General features: G+C 40.6%; 16 protein-coding genes. 9 read left to right on the top strand and 7 right to left on the bottom strand.

Annotated elements, in window-relative coordinates; genetic code table 11:
- Positions 1-7: 7 nt before the first annotated feature.
- Positions 8-172 carry an integrase core domain-containing protein gene (locus tag V757_RS30005; RefSeq protein ID WP_390621564.1) on the top strand — a complete coding sequence of 55 codons (165 nt, stop codon included), beginning with the start codon at positions 8-10 and terminating at the stop codon, positions 170-172.
- On the opposite strand, the gene V757_RS25410 is transcribed toward V757_RS30005, so the two are convergent.
- The 5 genes from V757_RS25410 to V757_RS25390 are packed head-to-tail and all read right to left on the bottom strand — an operon-like array spanning position 162 to position 6,789.
- Positions 162-551 (bottom strand): hypothetical protein, encoded by a 390-nt coding sequence (locus V757_RS25410; RefSeq protein WP_023952627.1) that lies wholly within the window; start codon positions 549-551, stop codon positions 162-164. The two genes, V757_RS30005 and V757_RS25410, sit on opposite strands and share 11 nt — an antisense overlap.
- A gap of 57 nt (positions 552-608) precedes the next feature.
- Positions 609-1,292 (bottom strand): DUF4391 domain-containing protein, encoded by a 684-nt coding sequence (locus V757_RS25405; protein ID WP_023952625.1) that lies wholly within the window; start codon positions 1,290-1,292, stop codon positions 609-611.
- A gap of 4 nt (positions 1,293-1,296) precedes the next feature.
- Positions 1,297-4,560, bottom strand: a complete 3,264-nt coding sequence (locus V757_RS25400; protein ID WP_023952623.1) for a helicase-related protein — start codon at positions 4,558-4,560, stop codon at positions 1,297-1,299.
- Positions 4,561-4,604: 44 nt separating this feature from the next.
- Positions 4,605-5,918, bottom strand: a complete 1,314-nt coding sequence (locus tag V757_RS25395; protein WP_023952621.1) for a hemolysin family protein — start codon at positions 5,916-5,918, stop codon at positions 4,605-4,607.
- 4 nt (positions 5,919-5,922) lie between these two features.
- The gene (locus tag V757_RS25390) at positions 5,923-6,789 is read right to left on the bottom strand and encodes an acyl-CoA thioesterase (RefSeq protein ID WP_023952619.1); all 867 of its coding nucleotides are present in this window, start codon (positions 6,787-6,789) and stop codon (positions 5,923-5,925) included.
- 136 nt (positions 6,790-6,925) lie between these two features.
- Between V757_RS25390 and V757_RS25385 the strand changes: the two genes are divergently transcribed.
- On the top strand, positions 6,926-7,582 hold the full coding sequence (locus tag V757_RS25385; protein ID WP_315970389.1) for a YggS family pyridoxal phosphate-dependent enzyme: 657 nt from the start codon (positions 6,926-6,928) through the stop codon (positions 7,580-7,582).
- Between the two features lie 33 nt (positions 7,583-7,615).
- Here the strand turns inward: V757_RS25385 and V757_RS25380 are convergent, their stop codons facing one another.
- Positions 7,616-8,287, bottom strand: a complete 672-nt coding sequence (locus tag V757_RS25380) for a Crp/Fnr family transcriptional regulator (protein ID WP_023952617.1) — start codon at positions 8,285-8,287, stop codon at positions 7,616-7,618.
- Between the two features lie 155 nt (positions 8,288-8,442).
- Here V757_RS25380 and V757_RS25375 point away from each other — a divergent pair, with 155 nt between their 5' ends.
- The 7 genes from V757_RS25375 (at position 8,443) to V757_RS25345 (ending at position 16,886) form a co-directional block, all read left to right on the top strand.
- Positions 8,443-10,389 carry an AMP-dependent synthetase/ligase gene (locus tag V757_RS25375; RefSeq protein WP_023952615.1) on the top strand — a complete coding sequence of 649 codons (1,947 nt, stop codon included), beginning with the start codon at positions 8,443-8,445 and terminating at the stop codon, positions 10,387-10,389.
- 1 nt (position 10,390) lies between these two features.
- A complete protein-coding gene (locus V757_RS25370) occupies positions 10,391-11,185 on the top strand; it encodes an ABC transporter ATP-binding protein (RefSeq protein ID WP_023952613.1) in 795 nt (264 codons plus the stop codon).
- An 8-nt stretch (positions 11,186-11,193) separates the two neighbouring features.
- Positions 11,194-12,123: a branched-chain amino acid ABC transporter permease gene (locus V757_RS25365; RefSeq protein ID WP_023952611.1), complete on the top strand. Its 930-nt coding sequence runs from the start codon at positions 11,194-11,196 to the stop codon at positions 12,121-12,123.
- Positions 12,124-12,149: 26 nt separating this feature from the next.
- Complete coding sequence (locus V757_RS25360; RefSeq protein WP_023952609.1) at positions 12,150-13,214, top strand: branched-chain amino acid ABC transporter permease; 1,065 nt, start codon at positions 12,150-12,152, stop codon at positions 13,212-13,214.
- 122 nt (positions 13,215-13,336) lie between these two features.
- Positions 13,337-14,665 carry an ABC transporter substrate-binding protein gene (locus tag V757_RS25355; RefSeq protein WP_023952607.1) on the top strand — a complete coding sequence of 443 codons (1,329 nt, stop codon included), beginning with the start codon at positions 13,337-13,339 and terminating at the stop codon, positions 14,663-14,665.
- A 92-nt stretch (positions 14,666-14,757) separates the two neighbouring features.
- Positions 14,758-15,585, top strand: coding sequence for an ABC transporter ATP-binding protein (locus V757_RS25350; protein ID WP_023952604.1), 828 nt, complete (start codon positions 14,758-14,760; stop codon positions 15,583-15,585).
- A gap of 20 nt (positions 15,586-15,605) precedes the next feature.
- A complete protein-coding gene (locus V757_RS25345; RefSeq protein WP_023952602.1) occupies positions 15,606-16,886 on the top strand; it encodes a phenylacetate--CoA ligase family protein in 1,281 nt (426 codons plus the stop codon).
- 240 nt (positions 16,887-17,126) lie between these two features.
- Here V757_RS25345 and V757_RS25340 read toward each other — a convergent pair whose 3' ends face one another.
- Positions 17,127-17,768, bottom strand: coding sequence for a hypothetical protein (locus V757_RS25340; protein WP_023952600.1), 642 nt, complete (start codon positions 17,766-17,768; stop codon positions 17,127-17,129).
- Positions 17,769-17,787 lie beyond the last annotated feature (19 nt).

Raw genomic sequence — 17,787 nt, 5'->3', positions numbered from 1 at the left:
TCAGCGTATCAGCACAGAGGTTTTAGGGTGTTACCTCTTTAAAACACTAAAACAGGTTAAACAACTAACCGAGGAGTGGTTAACGATTTATAATACGCAAAGACCTCATGATGCACTAAAGGGGCTCACCCCTTTAATGTACAAACAAAAACATTCCGTTTCTACTTTATAGTTGTACTAAAAATGGGATGGGTACAGTAGCTCTCTTGTAGGAGTTTGAGGGCTTCTAGGTTATCCCCTTCGATAAAGAGATTCTCTGTGGTATTGAAATTCACACTTTCTTCGTGACAAGGGCGGAGTGTTTTGGCGATAGGGGAGTTAGCCGCTAGGATGGCTTCTTTTTTACCCGGCCAGTCTAAGCGATAACGCTCTTGAGGGCCTTCAACTAATGTTTTGGATAGCTCTTGACGTAATAGGTCAAAGTCTACGGCTTGTACAAGCTCCCCAGCTTCATTCAGTGATTCGGTGACACAGTTTGGAAAATGTCGAGCTATCACGTCAATATTGTGTTTGACGAGATTTCGACTGTGCAAATTGAGTTTTTCTGCCATCTGCCTCTCCCTAGGATAGCATTAAAATAGAAATAGAACATAAAAAACTCTTTGATTTTAATCTCGAATACTAGATAGTTTCAGCTCGATTTCTTGGATACGTAAATTCAGTTCTACTTTGTGGTTAAATTGTCGCTCTTTGGCGAGTTGGCGTTTGAGTTTGATGAGTTGTTCTTGCAAACGTTGTACTTCTTCTGCTTGTTGTAGTTTTTCTTCGATAGAGTGAGTATTGTCTTCTTGCTCACGGCTCCCTAACTCTGCGACTCGGATAGGTAAAATTTGCTCGATTAAGTGTTCGTATAGACCTTGAATTGTCAAAAAACTAGGTAAGGGGAGGCGACTATGGTTAGACTCTACTTTTTGATGATAATAATCATAGAGGACGGTTTCGGCTGAATTGTTTCTATTAGGGCGTTTATAGGCTGCGCTGAGAGTCAGCGTATCTTGGTAATACACTTCAAAAATAATAGGGCTAGGAATGCTTTTGTCAATAAAGTGCAGAATATCTTCACTAATATCAGGAACACGACTCTGAATATGAAAGATTTGAACTTCTTTTACTTTGTCTGTTTCATCCATAGGTAAAGAGGAAGCAGCCAGTTTATATGCCCAGGTTATGCTTTCTACCTCTTGAATGAATAATTGTTCAATACGACAGCTAGCACCACCATGCTGATAAAAGGCATTCTTGGGAATGGTTTTGGCAACTTTGGCTTTTTCAGGATAGTGGTACAGTTTCATCCGTTTAACCCTCGATGACGATGAAGTTGATTAGCTCAAAATCATTTAAACCACTCACATTGCCTTCAAGAGCTGTTGTCTGGGTGCCATTAAAGAGACTAGCAATATCGCTCTCTGCTTTGCTTTCCTGGATAGCATTAATCGCAATATCGAGATACTCAGAATATTGTTGCATATGGCTACCGTCTTTGGTGCGCTTGTTAAAAGGGGTGTAAGCCTCAGGAATTGGCTGGCTAGCATGGTGGCAGCCTTGACGTGCGAGGTCGAGTAAGTTTTTGGCTTGTTGGTGTGTATGTACAACTTCACCTTGTTCGCTGATATACACCAGATAGTAGGGATAGAGTGGATTTTGCGTAGTAGGTGCTAATTTAATATCTCGGACACGTAATAAGAAAATAACGCCGGGTACAAGTCCTACACTAGGATTGGCTGGTATAACAGTATGTAGACCACTTGGTAACGTCTTAATGTTAGGGTATTGTTCGAGGTAACTTAGCAAGTCCATACGGAAGTCGTTAAGACCTAAATCGGTAATACTGACGCCAGTATTCGTATCTTCTAAATCAAGCACTTCATGTTGTAGACGCTTGAGTTGTTCATGTCGGTAGGCGATGTCATTTGCTTTAGAACTGAGGACGTTATCATCACCTGTGGCGGCAACATCGACGATGACCATACGTCCCTCTACACGCTCACGTAGTTTGATATATTCATCTAGTGTAATATCTGGCCAATAGTTGACGAGTTGAATGACTTCATTTTTTGAGCCGATACGATCGACACGCCCAAAACGTTGGATGATACGGACAGGGTTCCAGTGGATATCGTAATTAATTAGATAATCACAATCTTGTAAGTTCTGGCCTTCGGAAATACAGTCTGTGGCAATGAGTAAATCCAATTCTCTATCTTCCGTAGGGAAGATATCGGCCTTTTGTTTTGATAATGGTGAGAAGAGAGTGAGCAATCCCTGCATATCATAATGTTCTCGACTATTTTTACGAGATTTGATGGTGCTCTTTGGATTGGTGCTGCCTGTAATCAATGCACTATGAACCTGATAGTTTTCTAACATAAAGTCAGAAAGATGTTCATAGAGATAGTTTGCGGTATCAGCAAACGCGGTAAAAATAATTACCTTGCCATTACCTGGGTTAATAGGGTTTTGACGTTTGTTGATGATATGTTGCTTGAGGTTTTGCAACTTCGTATCTTTATCAGGACTAATAGGTGCAATAGCATTAATGAGACTAGTAATAGTCTTTAAATCTTGAGAAAGTACATCTTTCCAGGTAATGATATCCATATCGGCGAGATGAATTTTTAAGGTCCCTCCAATCATAAAATCATTACTTTCTTCAGTTTCCTCTTCAAAACCTAGCTCAGTTGAAAGTTTTAAGTCCGTAATTTGTCGATTATCTTCAAAGTTTCGGATGCTTTCTAATACGTTCGCGATATTAGTGGCAATTCCTTGTAAGGTTAGGCGGAAAGAGTGTACTGAACTCTCTAGGCGCTTGAGTAGGTTGATACGCATCAGTGCTTGTAGGCTTTTCTCGCGATCTACTTGTTTAAAACGTGAGTGTCCCACCAAAGTGTCAAACTGATCTGCGTATTTCTTCATGCAGCTAGGCAGGATGTAGTTCATCGGTGCGTAGACAGCCATCTTTAAGTCAGTGAGATGGCTCGCAATGGTTGACATCGAAATCGTATCTTCCTCATGTGATAGAGGAGATTGAATGGAGATAGGTGCTAATCGAGTCGGGAATTGACCTATGTCACGAGTGTCATAGAAAGTTTGAATATGCTTGCGAGAGCGTGCAATTGTCACGCTATCCAGTAGTTTAAAAAAGTCAAAGTCTAAAGTACCTAAAATCGCTTTTGGCGTACGTCTTTCAGGAGGGAGTGTACTCCAAGTGTTAAAAGCAGCTTGAGCACGTCGGAAAATCGTTTCGATATCACGGCTAACATCTAGCTTCTGTGCTAACTGGTCAGGATCCCCTTCATAAGCAAGTGCTAATTGATTTTTTAAATCTGTAAACTTGTTATTAACCGGTGTTGCTGATAGCATGAGTACTTTTGTCTTTACGCCTGCACGAATGACTTGATTCATGAGGCGTTCATAACGTGTTTCTCTATCTTTGAAATAGTCACGATTACGAAAATTATGTGACTCATCAATGACGACTAAATCATAATTCCCCCAGTTGATTTCTGAGAGGTTCATATCTAGTGTATGACCTGAGGTGCGTGATAAGTCCGTATGATAGAGTACATCGTATCGGAAGCGGTCTTTTTCAAAGATGTTTGTAATACGATTACCCTTGTAAGTGGTCCAGTTACTGCTGAGTTTTTTCGGACATAAAACAAGGACGCTTTTATTGCGTAACTCGTAGTATTTAATGACGGCAAGAGCGGTGAATGTTTTACCTAAACCAACGCTATCAGCAAGGATACAGCCATTAAAGTTTTCTAGCTTATTAATAATGCCAGTGGCAGCGTCTTTTTGGAAATTAAAGAGTTTTTTCCAGATGAGCGTGTTTTGATAACCTGTTAAATCATTGGGTAGGACGTCCTCATTAATATTTTCTAAGAAGTCTTTGAAAATATTAATGAGCATTAAAAAGTAAATGCGTTGAGGAGCGTTCTCTTGATAAACAGACTCGATATGGCGAATAACTTCTTCGGTGACATCTCTGATGGTTTCTGGGTCTGTCCAAATCTGGTTGAACTTACTAATATATGATTGAGCGATGGTTGGCTCTTGAATTTTCTGTACAAAATTAGCGAGAGTATTTCCTCTTTCTTGTCCTAAGCCTATAGGGGTAAAGCCTTGTATCCCTGTATAGAGAGAGTCTGTGGTGTTTTGCTCAACAATAAACTCTGGCAGCCAGTCTTGAGTAATATTTGATTTAATACGAACTTTGCGTTTTATCCAGTCAGCACATTCTCTTGCGATGGCCTTTTGGGTAAGCTTGTTTTTGAGATGAATCTCAAATTCAGTGCCGTAAATACCTTTTTCACGCTTTTGTTTTGGAATAATAAACTCACGGTTTTCTTTGAGTTTATGTTGAGTGGCTGTCTCTGTGGTAAAGGTGGGTGAGGTAAAAAGAAATTGGAGCTCATCAATATTTTCTAGCTCTTTTTTAAGTGCCTCGTAAGCATAAATCGAAAAGTACGAGGCAGCAATTTTTAGTCTAGAATTAGCGTCTAATGATTGTTTCAGGTCATCGGCTAATGTGGTATTGATATTATCAATGAGCTTTATCATAGTGTTAATTTCTTAATCCTTTATTGACTTATTTTAAAGAGTTTTCACTCATCCGCCTCTTCTTTTTCCTCTACAACCTCATTCACTTTTACCAACAGTCTATCGATACGATGCTTATCCATATCCACGACTTCAAAATAAAACTCTTTCCATATAAAGCTTTCTGCTTCGCGAGGGATGTGGCCGAGTTGGTGCATCACAAAGCCAGCGAGGGTATGGTAGTGCTCTAGGTCCTCATCAGGGAAGAACACTTTGCTATTCATCACTTCGCGGAAGCGGTCAAGCGTCATGGTGCCGTCTAATAGCCATGAGCCATCTTTGCGCTGGATGGCGTCAGAATGCTGATCTTCATTGATGGGGATACTATTGCCGACCAAGACTTTAAGAATATCTCTTAGGGTTACCACTCCTTCGACTTCACCGTATTCATTAATCACAACAGCGATTTCGGAGCGATTTTGCTGGAGGGTTTCTAATAAGTCCATGGCACTGATGGTCTCAGGGACAAAACGGACAGTTTTCATTACCGCACGGATATCGGTTTGTTCGCCACGGATTTGTTGTTCAAATAAGCTGCCTGCATCCACAATGCCAATAATATTATCTAATTCTTTTTCCACTACAGGAAAACGAGAGTAGGGGCTATCGGCGATAATGGCGAGGGTTTCTTCTAGAGGCGCATTGATATCGATATAATGTACTTCATTGCGAGGGGTCATGATGGTGGCAATGTGTTTATCATCTAAGCTCAATGCTCGTGCCACAATTTCGTGTTCGGTTTTCTCAAATAAACCTGCTGTTGCTCCCTCACTAAGAATACCGCTAATATCCTCTTCGGTGAGTTGGTCGCCTTTTTGTCCTGACATACCGAGTAGACGTAACACAAAGTCTGTACTGACGGATAACACCCAAACAAAAGGTGAGACAATACGAGACAGCCATGTCATGGGTAAGGAAATTAACATGGCAACACGTTCAGGGTAGTGCATAGCAAGGCGTTTAGGAACGAGTTCACCAAAAATAAGCGAGGCAAATGTAATGCCAATAACGACGACAGCCAGAGAAACTTGGTAAGCGTATTGTCCAAAAATATGCTCAATCGCAGGGGCTAAGCGTGATACTAGAGAGGCTTCACCAAACGCACCGTTAAAAATACCGATTAGGGTAATACCAATTTGTACGGTCGATAAGAATCGGCTGGGTTCATCGGCAAGTTTTAATGCCGCCGCTGCGGCTTTACTGCCTTCTTCGGCTAATTTTTGTAAACGCATACGTTTGGATGACACGACAGCGATTTCCGACATAGCAAATAAGCCGTTGATAAAAATTAAGCAAAGAATAATAAACAAATCAAGCATGATGTTATTTATCCGAACCAAAACGTGAGGTATTACGAATTAAGCCTTCTTGAGCAGAGGTAGCAAGAAGTTCACCTTTCTGGTTATAAATGCGACCAAAGCATAGTCCTCGACCACCGCTAGCATTAGGTGAATCGATAACGTAGAGATTCCAATCATTGATGTTGATTGGGCGGTGAAACCATAGAGCGTGGTCAAGACTTGCCATCTGCATGGCTGGATCAAAGCAGCCCTGATTGTGAGGGAATAGACTTGCAAAAATTAGATAAAAATCGGTGAGGTAGGCTAATGTTGCTTTATGCAGTAGCGCATTTTCGCTGTCTATTGAACCATTGGCTTTAAACCAATAATAGGTATGCGCAGGATAGCTGCCACCAGTGACAAAACGTTCTGGATGGGCAGGTCGAATTTCGATAGGATTACCATCAATCAAATGGCGCTTTGTAATGGATTTGGGTAAGGTATGCGCAATTTGTTGTATCAGTTGGCTTTCATTTAAGAAGTTATCCTGACTTTTGACTTCTGGCATAGGGTCATAGTGCTCAAAACCTATTTCAGGTGTTTGAAAGCTTGTTGCCATCGTAAAAATATGTTTATCATTTTGATAGGCAACTACACGACGATTAGTAAAAGACCCTCCATCTCTGACTCGCTCTACTTCAAAACGAATGGGTAGGTTGACATCGCCGGGACGGATAAAATAGGCATGTAATGAGTGAACTTCGCGTTGAGGATCAACAGTTAACGAGGCAGCCATCAATGCTTGACCTAGTACTTGACCACCAAAAATACGACCGGTACCTAGGAGGTCGGTACTTTCACCCAAGAAAATATCTTCACTAACTGGCTCTAAAGAGAGCTGCTTAATCATTTTATCGAATGCTTGTGACATATGATGACAAAAAAAATAATAACAATGAGTTGATTTTAATGTTTTTTCGCAACTAAGACGATGAATTAAGGCTTTGTATTAGAATAATAAGAGAAAACTTACAAAGGAATGGCGAATGTTGGCAGAAAACTTTACCTTGATGCACGAAAAAATAAAATTAGCGTGTGAAAAAGTGAATCGTGATCCTAGCTCGGTCAGTTTATTACCTGTTAGCAAAACATTCCCAGCGTCCGTTATCCAAGAAGCTGTGCAGTTAGGCTATACACGGTTTGGTGAAAATAAAGCACAGGAAATGAAGCAAAAAGCGATTGAACTGGCTGAGTATGGTATTGACTGGGTGATTATCGGTTATTTGCAAACGAATAAGGTAAAAGAAGTGGCTAAGTATGCGAGTGAAATTCAATCGTTGGATCGATTAGATTTAGCCATTGCATTAGATAAGCGCTTGCAGCAAGAGGGGCGTGCTATTGATGCCTTAATTCAGGTCAAGACAAGCCATGAAGAGAGTAAAACAGGGATGGCTATTGAGGATGTTCCTGCCTTTCTTCACTCACTTCAGACCATCGATACATTGAATATCAAAGGGTTTATGACGGTTGCTGAAAACACCAATCAGCAAGATATTGTGCGTCAATGTTTTAAACAAGTGGCTGACTTAGCTGAACAAATGCGTCAAGCGACAGGTTTAGCATTATCAACGCTATCTATGGGGATGAGCGGTGATTATGAGCTAGCTATTGCAGAGGGGGCGTACGGAGATTCGGATTGGTAGTGCAATTTTTGGCCAAAGAGAGTATTCGTTACACTAATTTTTGTAGCACTCAATCAGCTTATCTAGATCAAGAATTTGGATATACCCATAACCCACTTGAATAAGCCCTAGGGACTCAAGTTTACGTAGAGCTATATTGGTTCTTTGTCTTGAAACACGTGCTAAATAGCCAATTTCTTCTTGAGTGATCGTCAGGCGTGCTGAAGCATTGGGATAGAGTTTGGGGTTAAAGAGTTCAATTAAACAACTTCCAACTCGACCGTCAGCATCCAATAAGCGGTCATTTTCGGTGCGTCCAATAAATTGACTAACTCGCTCATTTAATTGATTAAGCATAAATCGATTAAAAGGAATGCTGTTATCAAGCAGCCATTCAAATGTGAACAAGGGTAGTTTGGCAATTTTTGACTCGTGTAAGGCAAATATATCGTAGCGCAGTCTTTCTTTTTTTAGTAGGCTTCCTTCACCAAACCATCCACCAGGAGGGACGCCTGTTAATGATGTGATACGTCCATCAGCATTACCCACCGATACTTTAATGAGACCTTCTAAGACCCCAATCCAATATTGAGCCTTACTTCCTTTTTGCTCAATCATGGCACCGGGATGGACAGTTGTCACAATGACGTCCTGAGTCACCCGTTGTTGATGCTCTGGTGAAAGTAAGTTAAACCACTTTGTATCGTACTCAGTGAAAACACTCATTAGGAATAACCCTCAAAAAAATGCTAAATGTCATGCTCGTGACATTTAGCGTACCTGTTATCGGTTAGTTTTGCAATTAGAGAAAACAGTATATTGGCAAAAAACGAACAGTCAATTGAATAAAACGACAAAATCCATTCAAAAGGAGACAAGTCATGGCTCATGCTGTGGTGAAGGAGACGTTCCCGTCTTTGTTGCTAAAACATGCGAAGGAGAGACCAACGCAAGCAGCAATGCGAGAAAAGGATTTGGGCATATGGCAAACATTTACTTGGGGTGATGTAGCGGAACAAGTCAAATTGGTTGCAAACACATTTTTGGATTTGGGTGTTCAAAAAGGTGAGCATATTGGTATTGTTGGTGAGAATAGACCTAGATTGTATATGGCGATGATGGCGGCGCAATCTGTGGGGGCTATTCCGGTACCTATGTATCAGGATGCTATTGCACAAGAGATGGTTCATGTTCTAAAAGATGCTGATTTACGAATTGTTGTAGTAGAAAATCAAGAGCAAGTCGATAAGATGCTTGAGGTGCGTGTTGATGTTCCTACATTGGAATGTGTAATTTATGATGATCCAAGAGGATTGCGTAATTACCAAGAGGGAATGATTCTTTCTTATGACAAGGTCTTAGAGAGAGGCGAACGATTCGCAAAGAATTATCCAGATGCTTTTATGAACGCATTGACAGCTGTTCAACCCGAAGATGCGGCAGCCATGTTCTATACGTCAGGGACAACAGGCAAGCCCAAAGGGGTGGTATTAACGCATGCTGCCTTAATTGATCGTGCTCAAGTGATTGAGCGTATGGAGAAGCTAACGCATAAAGAAGAGGTATTAGCCTATTTGCCACCCGCTTGGATTGGTCAAAATATGTTCTCTTATGCCCAAGCCTTGACGACAGGATTTACGGTTAATCACCCTGAGTCACCAAGTACAGTATCGATTGATATGCACGATATTGGACCTACTTATTATTTCTCACCACCACGCGTATTGGAAGAGTTACTAACGCAAGTAACTATTCGCATGGAAGATGCAGGTAAGTTTAAACAATGGCTGTTCAAGAAATCCATGAATTTAGCCAAACGAGTCGGTACTAAGATTTTGGACAAAGAGTCTGTTGGTTTGCTTGATCGTATTAAATATATGATTGGTGATTTTGTCATGTATGCTCCCTTGCGTAATGCGTTGGGGATGAGCCGAGTGCGTGTTGCTTATACAGCAGGTGAAGCAATTGGTCCAGATTTATTTACGTTCTATCGTTCAATTGGTATCAATTTAAAGCAATTATATGGATCTACCGAAACATCAGTATTTGTATGTGTTCAAAAAGATGGTCATGTGTATCCTGACTCTGTTGGTGCCCCAGTGGAGGGTGTAGAAATCCGTATTGCTGATAATGGGGAAGTGCAGGTTAAGAGCCCTGGTTTATTTAAAGAATATTATCGTAATCCAGAATCAACAGCAGAGTCGTTTACAGAAGACGGCTGGTACCATACAGGCGATGCGGGTTTTATCGATCATCATGGTGACTTAAAAATTATTGATCGTGCCAAAGATGTGGGTCGTTTAGTAGATGGGCGTTTGTTTGCACCGAAATATGTTGAGAATAAATTGAAATTCTTCCCTTATATCAAGGAAGCAGTAGCGTTTGGGGCGAATAAAGAATTTGTGACCGCATTTATTAATATTGATTTAGAGGCGGTTGCCAACTGGGCAGAGCGCCGTGGTTTAGCCTATGCAGGTTATACAGACTTAGCGTCTAAACCAGAGGTTTATCAATTAATTGGTGACTGTATTGATCAGGTTAATGTGGATGTGGCGCAAGATGAGCAATTACAAGGGTTACAGATTCATCGTTTCTTAATTTTACATAAAGAGTTAGACCCAGATGACGATGAATTAACACGTACTCGCAAAGTACGTCGTAACTTTATCGCAGAGAAATACAAGGTATTAATTGATGCCTTGTTTGAGGGCAAACCATCTCAGTATATTGAAACAGAAGTTAAGTATGAAGATGGGCGTAAAGGTAAGATTAGTGCAGATTTAAAAATTGCACCAGCTAAAGTCGTAAATACAGCAAAGGCGGCCTAATATGCACCAAGTAAATGAGAAAAAAATTGGCGATGTTATTTTAGACATGCAAAGTATTTCATTATCGTTTGGTGGTGTGAAAGCACTAACAAATATTTCTTTCAATGTAAAAGAGCATGAAATACGTTCGATTATCGGTCCTAATGGTGCTGGTAAAAGCTCTATGTTGAACGTTATTAATGGGGTCTATACGCCACAAGAAGGCTCCATCGTTTTTGATAACAAAAACTTTGACAAGATGAGTCCACGCCGTGCAGCTGAAATGGGGATTGCACGGACATTCCAAAACTTGGCTTTATTTAAGGGCATGAGTGTATTGGACAATATTATGAGTGGTCGCAATCTACGGATGAAGAGTGGTTTGTTATCTCAGGCATTCCGAATTTTTGGTGCTGAAAAAGAAGAAATTCAACACCGTGAATATGTAGAAAATATCATTGATTTCTTAGAAATTCAGGCTTATCGCAAGACACCAGTTGGTCGTCTACCATATGGCTTACAAAAAAGGGTTGACTTAGGTCGTGCCTTAGCAATGGAGCCACGTTTATTATTGCTTGATGAGCCAATGGCAGGGATGAATATCGAAGAAAAGCAAGATATGAGTCGCTTTATCTTAGATGTGAATGATGAATTTGGCACAACCATTGTCCTCATTGAGCATGATATGGGTGTGGTGATGGATATTTCAGATCGAGTCGTGGTACTAGACTATGGTAAGAAGATTGGTGACGGTACACCAGCAGAAGTCCGTACTAATGAAGATGTAATTCGAGCTTATTTAGGCGTTGAGCACTGAGGTCAATCATGGGATATTTTTTAGAAACGTTATTTGGTGGTCTCATGAGTGGAATGCTATATGCACTCGTAGGCTTGGGCTTTGTATTAATTTTTAAGGCATCTGGTGTCTTTAACTTTGCACAAGGGGCAATGGTATTAGTCGCCGCTTTGTCTATGGCACGATTTGCAACATGGCTACCACAATGGTTTGGTTTTGAAAGTATGCTATTGGCAAATGTCTTGGCATTTATCATTTCAGCTGTGTTAATGACAATCGTCGCTATCTTGATTGAGCGTTTTGTATTGCGTCATCTCGTTAATCAAGAAGCAACAACGCTATTAATGGCGACATTAGGTATTAGCTATTTCTTAGATGGTGCTGGTCAAACGCTTTTCGGTAGCTCAGTTTATTCTATTGATGTAGGTATGCCTAAGGATCCTGCCTTTATTTTTGAAAGTATCTTTGAGGGCGGTGTACTCATTAACCTAGAAGATTTAACAGCAGCAGCGATTTCCGCTATTTTGGTAGTGATATTGGCATTGTTTTTCCAATATACCACAACAGGTCGTGCGTTAAGAGCGGTGGCTGATGATCATCAGGCAGCACAATCTATTGGTATCCCTTTAAATCGCATTTGGATCATTGTATGGGCAGTGGCTGGTGTTGTGGCTCTTGTTGCAGGGATTATCTGGGGATCAAAGTTCGGCGTTCAGTTTACCTTATCAACAGCTGCTTTACGTGCGCTACCAGTTGTTATTCTCGGCGGCCTAACGTCAGTGCCAGGCGCTATTATTGGTGGGCTAATCATTGGTGTTGGAGAAAAACTCTCTGAGGCGTATTTAGGTGAATACTTTGGTGGTGGTATTGAAATCTGGTTCGCCTATGTACTAGCACTTGTGTTTTTATTATTCAGACCACAAGGTTTGTTTGGTGAAAAAATTATTGACCGTGTTTAATGCACTCAGATTAAAAGGAATACAGTATGTTTTATCGTGAAAATGGTCAATTTAAAACGAGTTATCGTAGCGACCAACAAATTTTTCCTATCTTACAAGATCGTATTTTTATCTTGTTATTGATTGCCGTAGCTGTGCTAGTTGTACCTTTTACCGTGAGTAATTATTTCTTGAGCGGTATTCTAATTCCATTTTTGATTCTGTCATTAGCGGCATTGGGACTTAATGTCTTAGTCGGTTATTGTGGTCAGATTTCATTAGGGACAGGTGCATTTATGGCGGTGGGGGCGTATGCCGCATGGAACTTTGGTGTACGCATTCCAGAATTACCCTTAATTGTTCAAATCTTATTGGGTGGCTTTTTTGCCATGCTGGTTGGGGTGATTTTTGGTATTCCAAGTTTACGTATCCGAGGGTTATATTTAGCTGTAGCAACCTTAGCGGCACAATTCTTCGTTGATTGGGCATTTTTGCGGATACCTTTTTTCACCAATCATTCAACCTCGGGTAGTGTGTCTGTACCAGCCTTAGATTTTTTCGGATTACCAGTACAAACGCCAGTACAAAAATATCTTTTTGTGCTGATGATTGTGATTGTATTTGGCTTGCTTGTAAAAAATTTGGTACGTGGTGCTATTGGTCGTGAGTGGATGGCTATTCGTGATATGGATGTGGCAGCCTCAGTAATTGGTATTCGTCCAATGTATGCCAAATTGACCGCATTTGCGGTGAGCTCTTTTGTTGTGGGTGTGGCAGGGGCTTTATGGGGATATATTCACCTAGGTTCTTGGGAGCCATTAGCATTTGATTTAAATCGTTCTTTCCAATTGTTATTTATGGTGATTATTGGTGGCTTGGGTTCTATCGCAGGCAGTTTCTTTGGTGCAGCGTTTATCGTACTAGTCCCGATTTTACTGACACGTATCCCTGATATGTTAGGTATTCCTTTAGCCGTAGATACGATTGATCATATTCAGCATATGGTATTTGGTGCGCTAATCGTATTTTTCTTGATTGTGGAACCACATGGTCTGGCTAAATTATGGAGTATTGCCAGAGAAAAACTACGCATATGGCCATTCCCTCATTAAACCGTATGTCAACATTAATTAAAAAAGGCCGATGATAACGGTCATTCTTAAATAGTAGTAAACAGTTAATTAAGTAGTAAAAAGTTAATTAAATACCGAATTTATTTCGGAGGAGACAAACTATGAAATTCGCAACTAAAATACTAGCGGGTGCTATCGCTTTAGGTTCTCTATGTGGAACAACAGCTGTATATGCACAAGAACAAGATCAGTTCATTCCATTAATGACCTATCGGACTGGATCATTGGCTCCATTAGGGATTGCGTGGGCAGATGGTAAGATTGATTACTTACGTCTAGTAAATGCTCGTGAGGGTGGTGTAAACGGTGTTAAATTAAGTTTTGAAGAATGTGAAACAGGCTATGCAACAGACCGTGGCGTAGAGTGCTATGAGCGTTTAAAAAATGCGAATGGTGGTGCATCGGGATTTGATTCACAATCAACAGGTATTACGTTTGCCGTATCAGATAAGGCACCAGTGGATAAAGTATCTATTGAAACACCGGGTTATGGTCTATCTCAATCATCAAATGGTACTGTATTCAAATGGAACTTCCCATTATTAGGAACCTACTGGACAGCGGCTGATGTGATGATTCAAGATATTGCCAAGCGTGAAGGTGGTATTGATAAATTAAAAGGTAAGAAAATTGCTCTGGTTTATCACGATTCTCCCTATGGTAAAGAACCAATTCCTCTATTAAAAGCACGTGCAGAAGCAAACGGCTTTGAATTAATCCTATATCCAGTGACGGCGCCTGGTGTAGAGCAAAAATCAACTTGGTTAAATGTACGTCAAAAACGCCCTGATTATCTTCTATTGTGGTCTGCAGGTATTATGACGCCAACAGCGATTCGTGAAGCGCAATCTACAGGCTATCCTCGTGAAAAAATGTATGGTATCTGGTGGGCAGGTTCTGAGAATGATGTGAAAGATTTAGCAGCAGTTGCTAAGGGCTATAACATCATTACTATTCATAATACAGGTGAAGCCAAAGGAAAAGTGTTTGATGATTTAAAAACTTACCTATTTGATAAAGGGCAAGCGGCATCATCAACAGTAGGAACTATTGCCTATAACCGTGGTATGGTGATTTCTATGCTTCAAGTAGAGGCAATTCGTGCTGCGCAAGAAAAATTCGGCAAAGGTAAACATATGACATCTGAGCAAGTGCGTTGGGGCTTCGAGAATTTAAATATTACCGAAGATCGCCTAAAAGAACTTGGCTTTGAAAATATGCTTCGCCCTGTAAAAACAACATGTGAAAACCATATGGGTGATGACTGGGCACGTATCATGCAATGGGACGGTGCTAAGTTTGTCGCTACATCTGATAACTGGTATCAAGCAGATAAAACATTTGTGGATCCACTTGTGAAATCTGAAGCAGAGAAATACGCAGCTGCGAAGAAAATCGAGGTTCGTGATTGCTCTAAAGAAGATTCATAATTGACAGTTAATTAGTAGAACGGGGCTATATCACAGTGATAAAGCAGTCGATGTAGCCCTAACAAACTTAGTGATTATCGTTGGGAAAAAGTATGGGAAACATAACGCAAGAAGCCCCAAAACCATTACTTGATGTAAATGGTATCGAAGTGATTTACAACCATGTGATCTTAGTGTTACGTGGTGTGTCATTGGTCGTTCCTGAAGGTAAAATCGTGGCATTGTTGGGTGCTAACGGTGCTGGTAAAACAACAACCCTAAGAGCGATTTCAAACCTTTTACGCAGTGAGCGTGGTCAAGTTACCAAGGGTAATATTATGTACCGTGGTGAACGTATTGAAGAGATGACACCAGCTGATCTAGTTAAACGTGGTGTTATTCAGGTGATGGAAGGACGCCATTGTTTTGGCCACTTAAGCATCGAAGAAAACTTATTAACGGGAGCCTATACACGCAATGTAAGTAAGGGGGAAATAGCTGCTTCTTTAGATAAGGTGTATCAATATTTTCCTCGATTAAAACAACGAAGAACTAGTCAAGCAGGTTACACATCTGGTGGTGAGCAGCAAATGGCAGCCATTGGGCGTGCTTTAATGGCAAATCCAAATATGATTCTATTGGATGAACCATCAATGGGCTTGGCACCACAAATCGTAGAAGAAATTTTTGAAATTGTTCGTGATTTAAATGCGAGAGAAAACGTAAGTTTCCTACTGGCTGAACAAAACACTAATATTGCGTTACGGTATGCCGATTATGGGTATATTTTGGAAAGTGGTCGTGTCATGATGGACGGTACAGCGGAAGATTTAGCCAATAATGAAGACGTAAAAGAATTCTATCTAGGTCTTGATAGTGGTGACCGTAAGAGCTTTAAAGATACTAAATTTTATCGCCGTCGTAAGCGTTGGTTGGCGTAATAGAATAGAGGAGCTTACGCATGAAAGACTATTATGATAGCCAAGAGACACAATCGGTAGAAGAAAGAGAGCTACATCTTTTTAGCAATCTGCGTGATAATTTACGCCAATTAAGAGATAAAGTTCCTGCTTTACAGCGACAAATTAATGATATTGATATTTCCACATTAACTTCACGCGAAGATTTAGCCCAAATTCCGGTGGTGCGTAAATATGAGCTACTCAATGCACAAACTCAGGCGCGCCAAAAAATGACGGATGCAAAGCCCGGCGATGAAATTGAACGCGTGTTTGGTGGCTTCTCAGCGGTAGGATGGGGACAAGCTTCTCGTGTATTTGCCTCTCCGGGACCATTGTTTGAGCCTGAAGTGGCTAGAACGGATTATTGGCGAATGGCTCGAGCCATGTATGCCGCTGGTTTTCGTCAACATATGTTAGTCCATAACTGCTTTTCCTATCATTTTACCCCTGCTGGATCAATGTTTGAAACGGCAGCCTTAGCCGTAGGTGCGACGGTATTTCCTGCTGGTGTCGGTCAGACTGAAATGCAGGTGAGTGTGATTCAGGATTTAAAACCAAATGCCTATGCTGGAACGCCAAGCTTCTTGCGTATTATTATTGAAAAAGCAGAAGAAATAGGTGCCGATGTTTCTTCTATTAAACATGCTCTTTTTTCTGCTGAGGCATTTCCTCCATCATTGCAACAATGGTTTAAAGAAAAAGGAGTGGATGGTTATCAGGCTTATGGTACAGCTGATTTGGGCTTAATTGCTTATGAAACACAAGCACATGATGGTTTGGTGATTGCCGAAGATATTATTTTAGAAATCGTTAAGCCGGGAACCAATGATCCAGTGCCAGACGGTGAAGTAGGTGAGGTAGTTGTGACGACCTTAAATCCTGATTATCCTTTATTAAGGTTTGGTACAGGGGACTTATCCGTTATGATGGCAGGTCAATCACCTTGTGGACGTACCAATCGACGTATCAAAGGATGGATGGGGCGAGCAGACCAATCTGTTAAGGTGAGAGGTGCGATGGTGCATCCAGACTTAGTAGATAAAGTCGTCAAGCGTCACATGGAAATTAAGCGTGCGAGACTAGTTGTGACGGGAGCCATGGGCAAAGATGAGCTTGCTTTATTTGTTGAAACAATGGGTCAACCTTCAGAACAATTAACCCAAGCAATCCAAGAGTCTATTAAGGAGTTTATTAAACTACGAACTGACGTTGTTTATAAGACAGCTGGTGAGATTAAAAATGATGGTTTGGTTATTGAGGATGCACGTTCTTATGAGTAATTCAGAGTGATACGTTTGGGCGATTTATTTTATATTGAAAATAAAAAATAAAATCTTAGAAATCTAAGATTTTAAATGCTCAAATTTTAAATGTTCAGAGGGACTATTCTTTATCTCAAAAATAAGGGGCAACTAATATAAAAGTTGCCCTTTGTTTTTGTATTTTGCTTTTAGCGAGTTATCTTTAGTGAGTTATGTTTAAACAATATTGTTTGATACTAAATCACTTAGTCTTATACTTTATTGCCCTAATAATTTATACGCCTCATACCAGTCTTGCATAGGAGATAACCCCATATTTTCTGTTAGTATGCTGTGACCTAAACATGCCACAGGATATTTAGGTGTAGGCGTTGTTTTCTTATAAAAGTCTTGTACGGTATAGTCAGCAACACGAGAGAGTGAGCAGAAGATAGGGCTTTTGTGAATATCCAATGTAGGGATTTTTTTAGTGATTTGAGTGACACAAGCAAACTGCTGACCACAAGCGACTTTGATATATTTTAATAACTCTGAGTGTGCCTTTGCTGTCTCTTCCATAGAGACATTGCTCGAGTTAAAGTCACTGAGTATTGCACCAAATATATCGAGATTTTTTTGTTTTGCGGCTGTTTCTAGGGCAGCGACATAAGGATTAAAGCTGTCTTTTCCCTGCGATTTGACTGTCGTTTTACAGTCCTTAGGTAGGGTAAGTTTTTGTTGCTCAGCAATCAGTGCTTCACCAAAATTAACCAAGGATTTAAAATCAGCATCGGTAATCTGGCTTGGCTCTTTTTGGCAGGCAATATCAATCGCAGACGGCTCAGCCGCTTGTACTGAAGTAAGATGAACCCCTAATAAGACGAAAAGAGATATAAAGGATTTGGTGATAGATAGTTTCATTTTTCGCTCCATTCCATCA

It is taken from the genome of Pelistega indica (assembly GCF_000506865.1).
Lineage (GTDB): Bacteria > Pseudomonadota > Gammaproteobacteria > Burkholderiales > Burkholderiaceae_B > Taylorella > Taylorella indica.
The sequence above is the reverse complement of the archived record's forward strand: the minus strand, read 5'-3'. Positions and strand labels throughout refer to the sequence as shown.

Bases quoted from the DNA above. Each gene is read 5' to 3' on its own strand.
- V757_RS25410 (WP_023952627.1), bottom strand. From the start codon at position 551: ATGGCAGAAAAACTCAATTTGCACAGTCGAAATCTCGTCAAACACAAT.
- V757_RS25350 (WP_023952604.1), top strand. From the start codon at position 14,758: ATGGGAAACATAACGCAAGAAGCCCCAAAACCATTACTTGATGTAAAT.
- V757_RS25395 (WP_023952621.1), bottom strand. From the start codon at position 5,918: ATGCTTGATTTGTTTATTATTCTTTGCTTAATTTTTATCAACGGCTTA.
- V757_RS25355 (WP_023952607.1), top strand. From the start codon at position 13,337: ATGAAATTCGCAACTAAAATACTAGCGGGTGCTATCGCTTTAGGTTCT.
- V757_RS25390 (WP_023952619.1), bottom strand. From the start codon at position 6,789: ATGATTAAGCAGCTCTCTTTAGAGCCAGTTAGTGAAGATATTTTCTTG.
- V757_RS25385 (WP_315970389.1), top strand. From the start codon at position 6,926: ATGTTGGCAGAAAACTTTACCTTGATGCACGAAAAAATAAAATTAGCG.
- V757_RS25365 (WP_023952611.1), top strand. From the start codon at position 11,194: ATGGGATATTTTTTAGAAACGTTATTTGGTGGTCTCATGAGTGGAATG.
- V757_RS25380 (WP_023952617.1), bottom strand. From the start codon at position 8,287: ATGAGTGTTTTCACTGAGTACGATACAAAGTGGTTTAACTTACTTTCA.
- V757_RS25370 (WP_023952613.1), top strand. From the start codon at position 10,391: ATGCACCAAGTAAATGAGAAAAAAATTGGCGATGTTATTTTAGACATG.
- V757_RS25360 (WP_023952609.1), top strand. From the start codon at position 12,150: ATGTTTTATCGTGAAAATGGTCAATTTAAAACGAGTTATCGTAGCGAC.
- V757_RS25400 (WP_023952623.1), bottom strand. From the start codon at position 4,560: ATGATAAAGCTCATTGATAATATCAATACCACATTAGCCGATGACCTG.
- V757_RS25375 (WP_023952615.1), top strand. From the start codon at position 8,443: ATGGCTCATGCTGTGGTGAAGGAGACGTTCCCGTCTTTGTTGCTAAAA.
- V757_RS25405 (WP_023952625.1), bottom strand. From the start codon at position 1,292: ATGAAACTGTACCACTATCCTGAAAAAGCCAAAGTTGCCAAAACCATT.
- V757_RS25340 (WP_023952600.1), bottom strand. From the start codon at position 17,768: ATGAAACTATCTATCACCAAATCCTTTATATCTCTTTTCGTCTTATTA.
- V757_RS25345 (WP_023952602.1), top strand. From the start codon at position 15,606: ATGAAAGACTATTATGATAGCCAAGAGACACAATCGGTAGAAGAAAGA.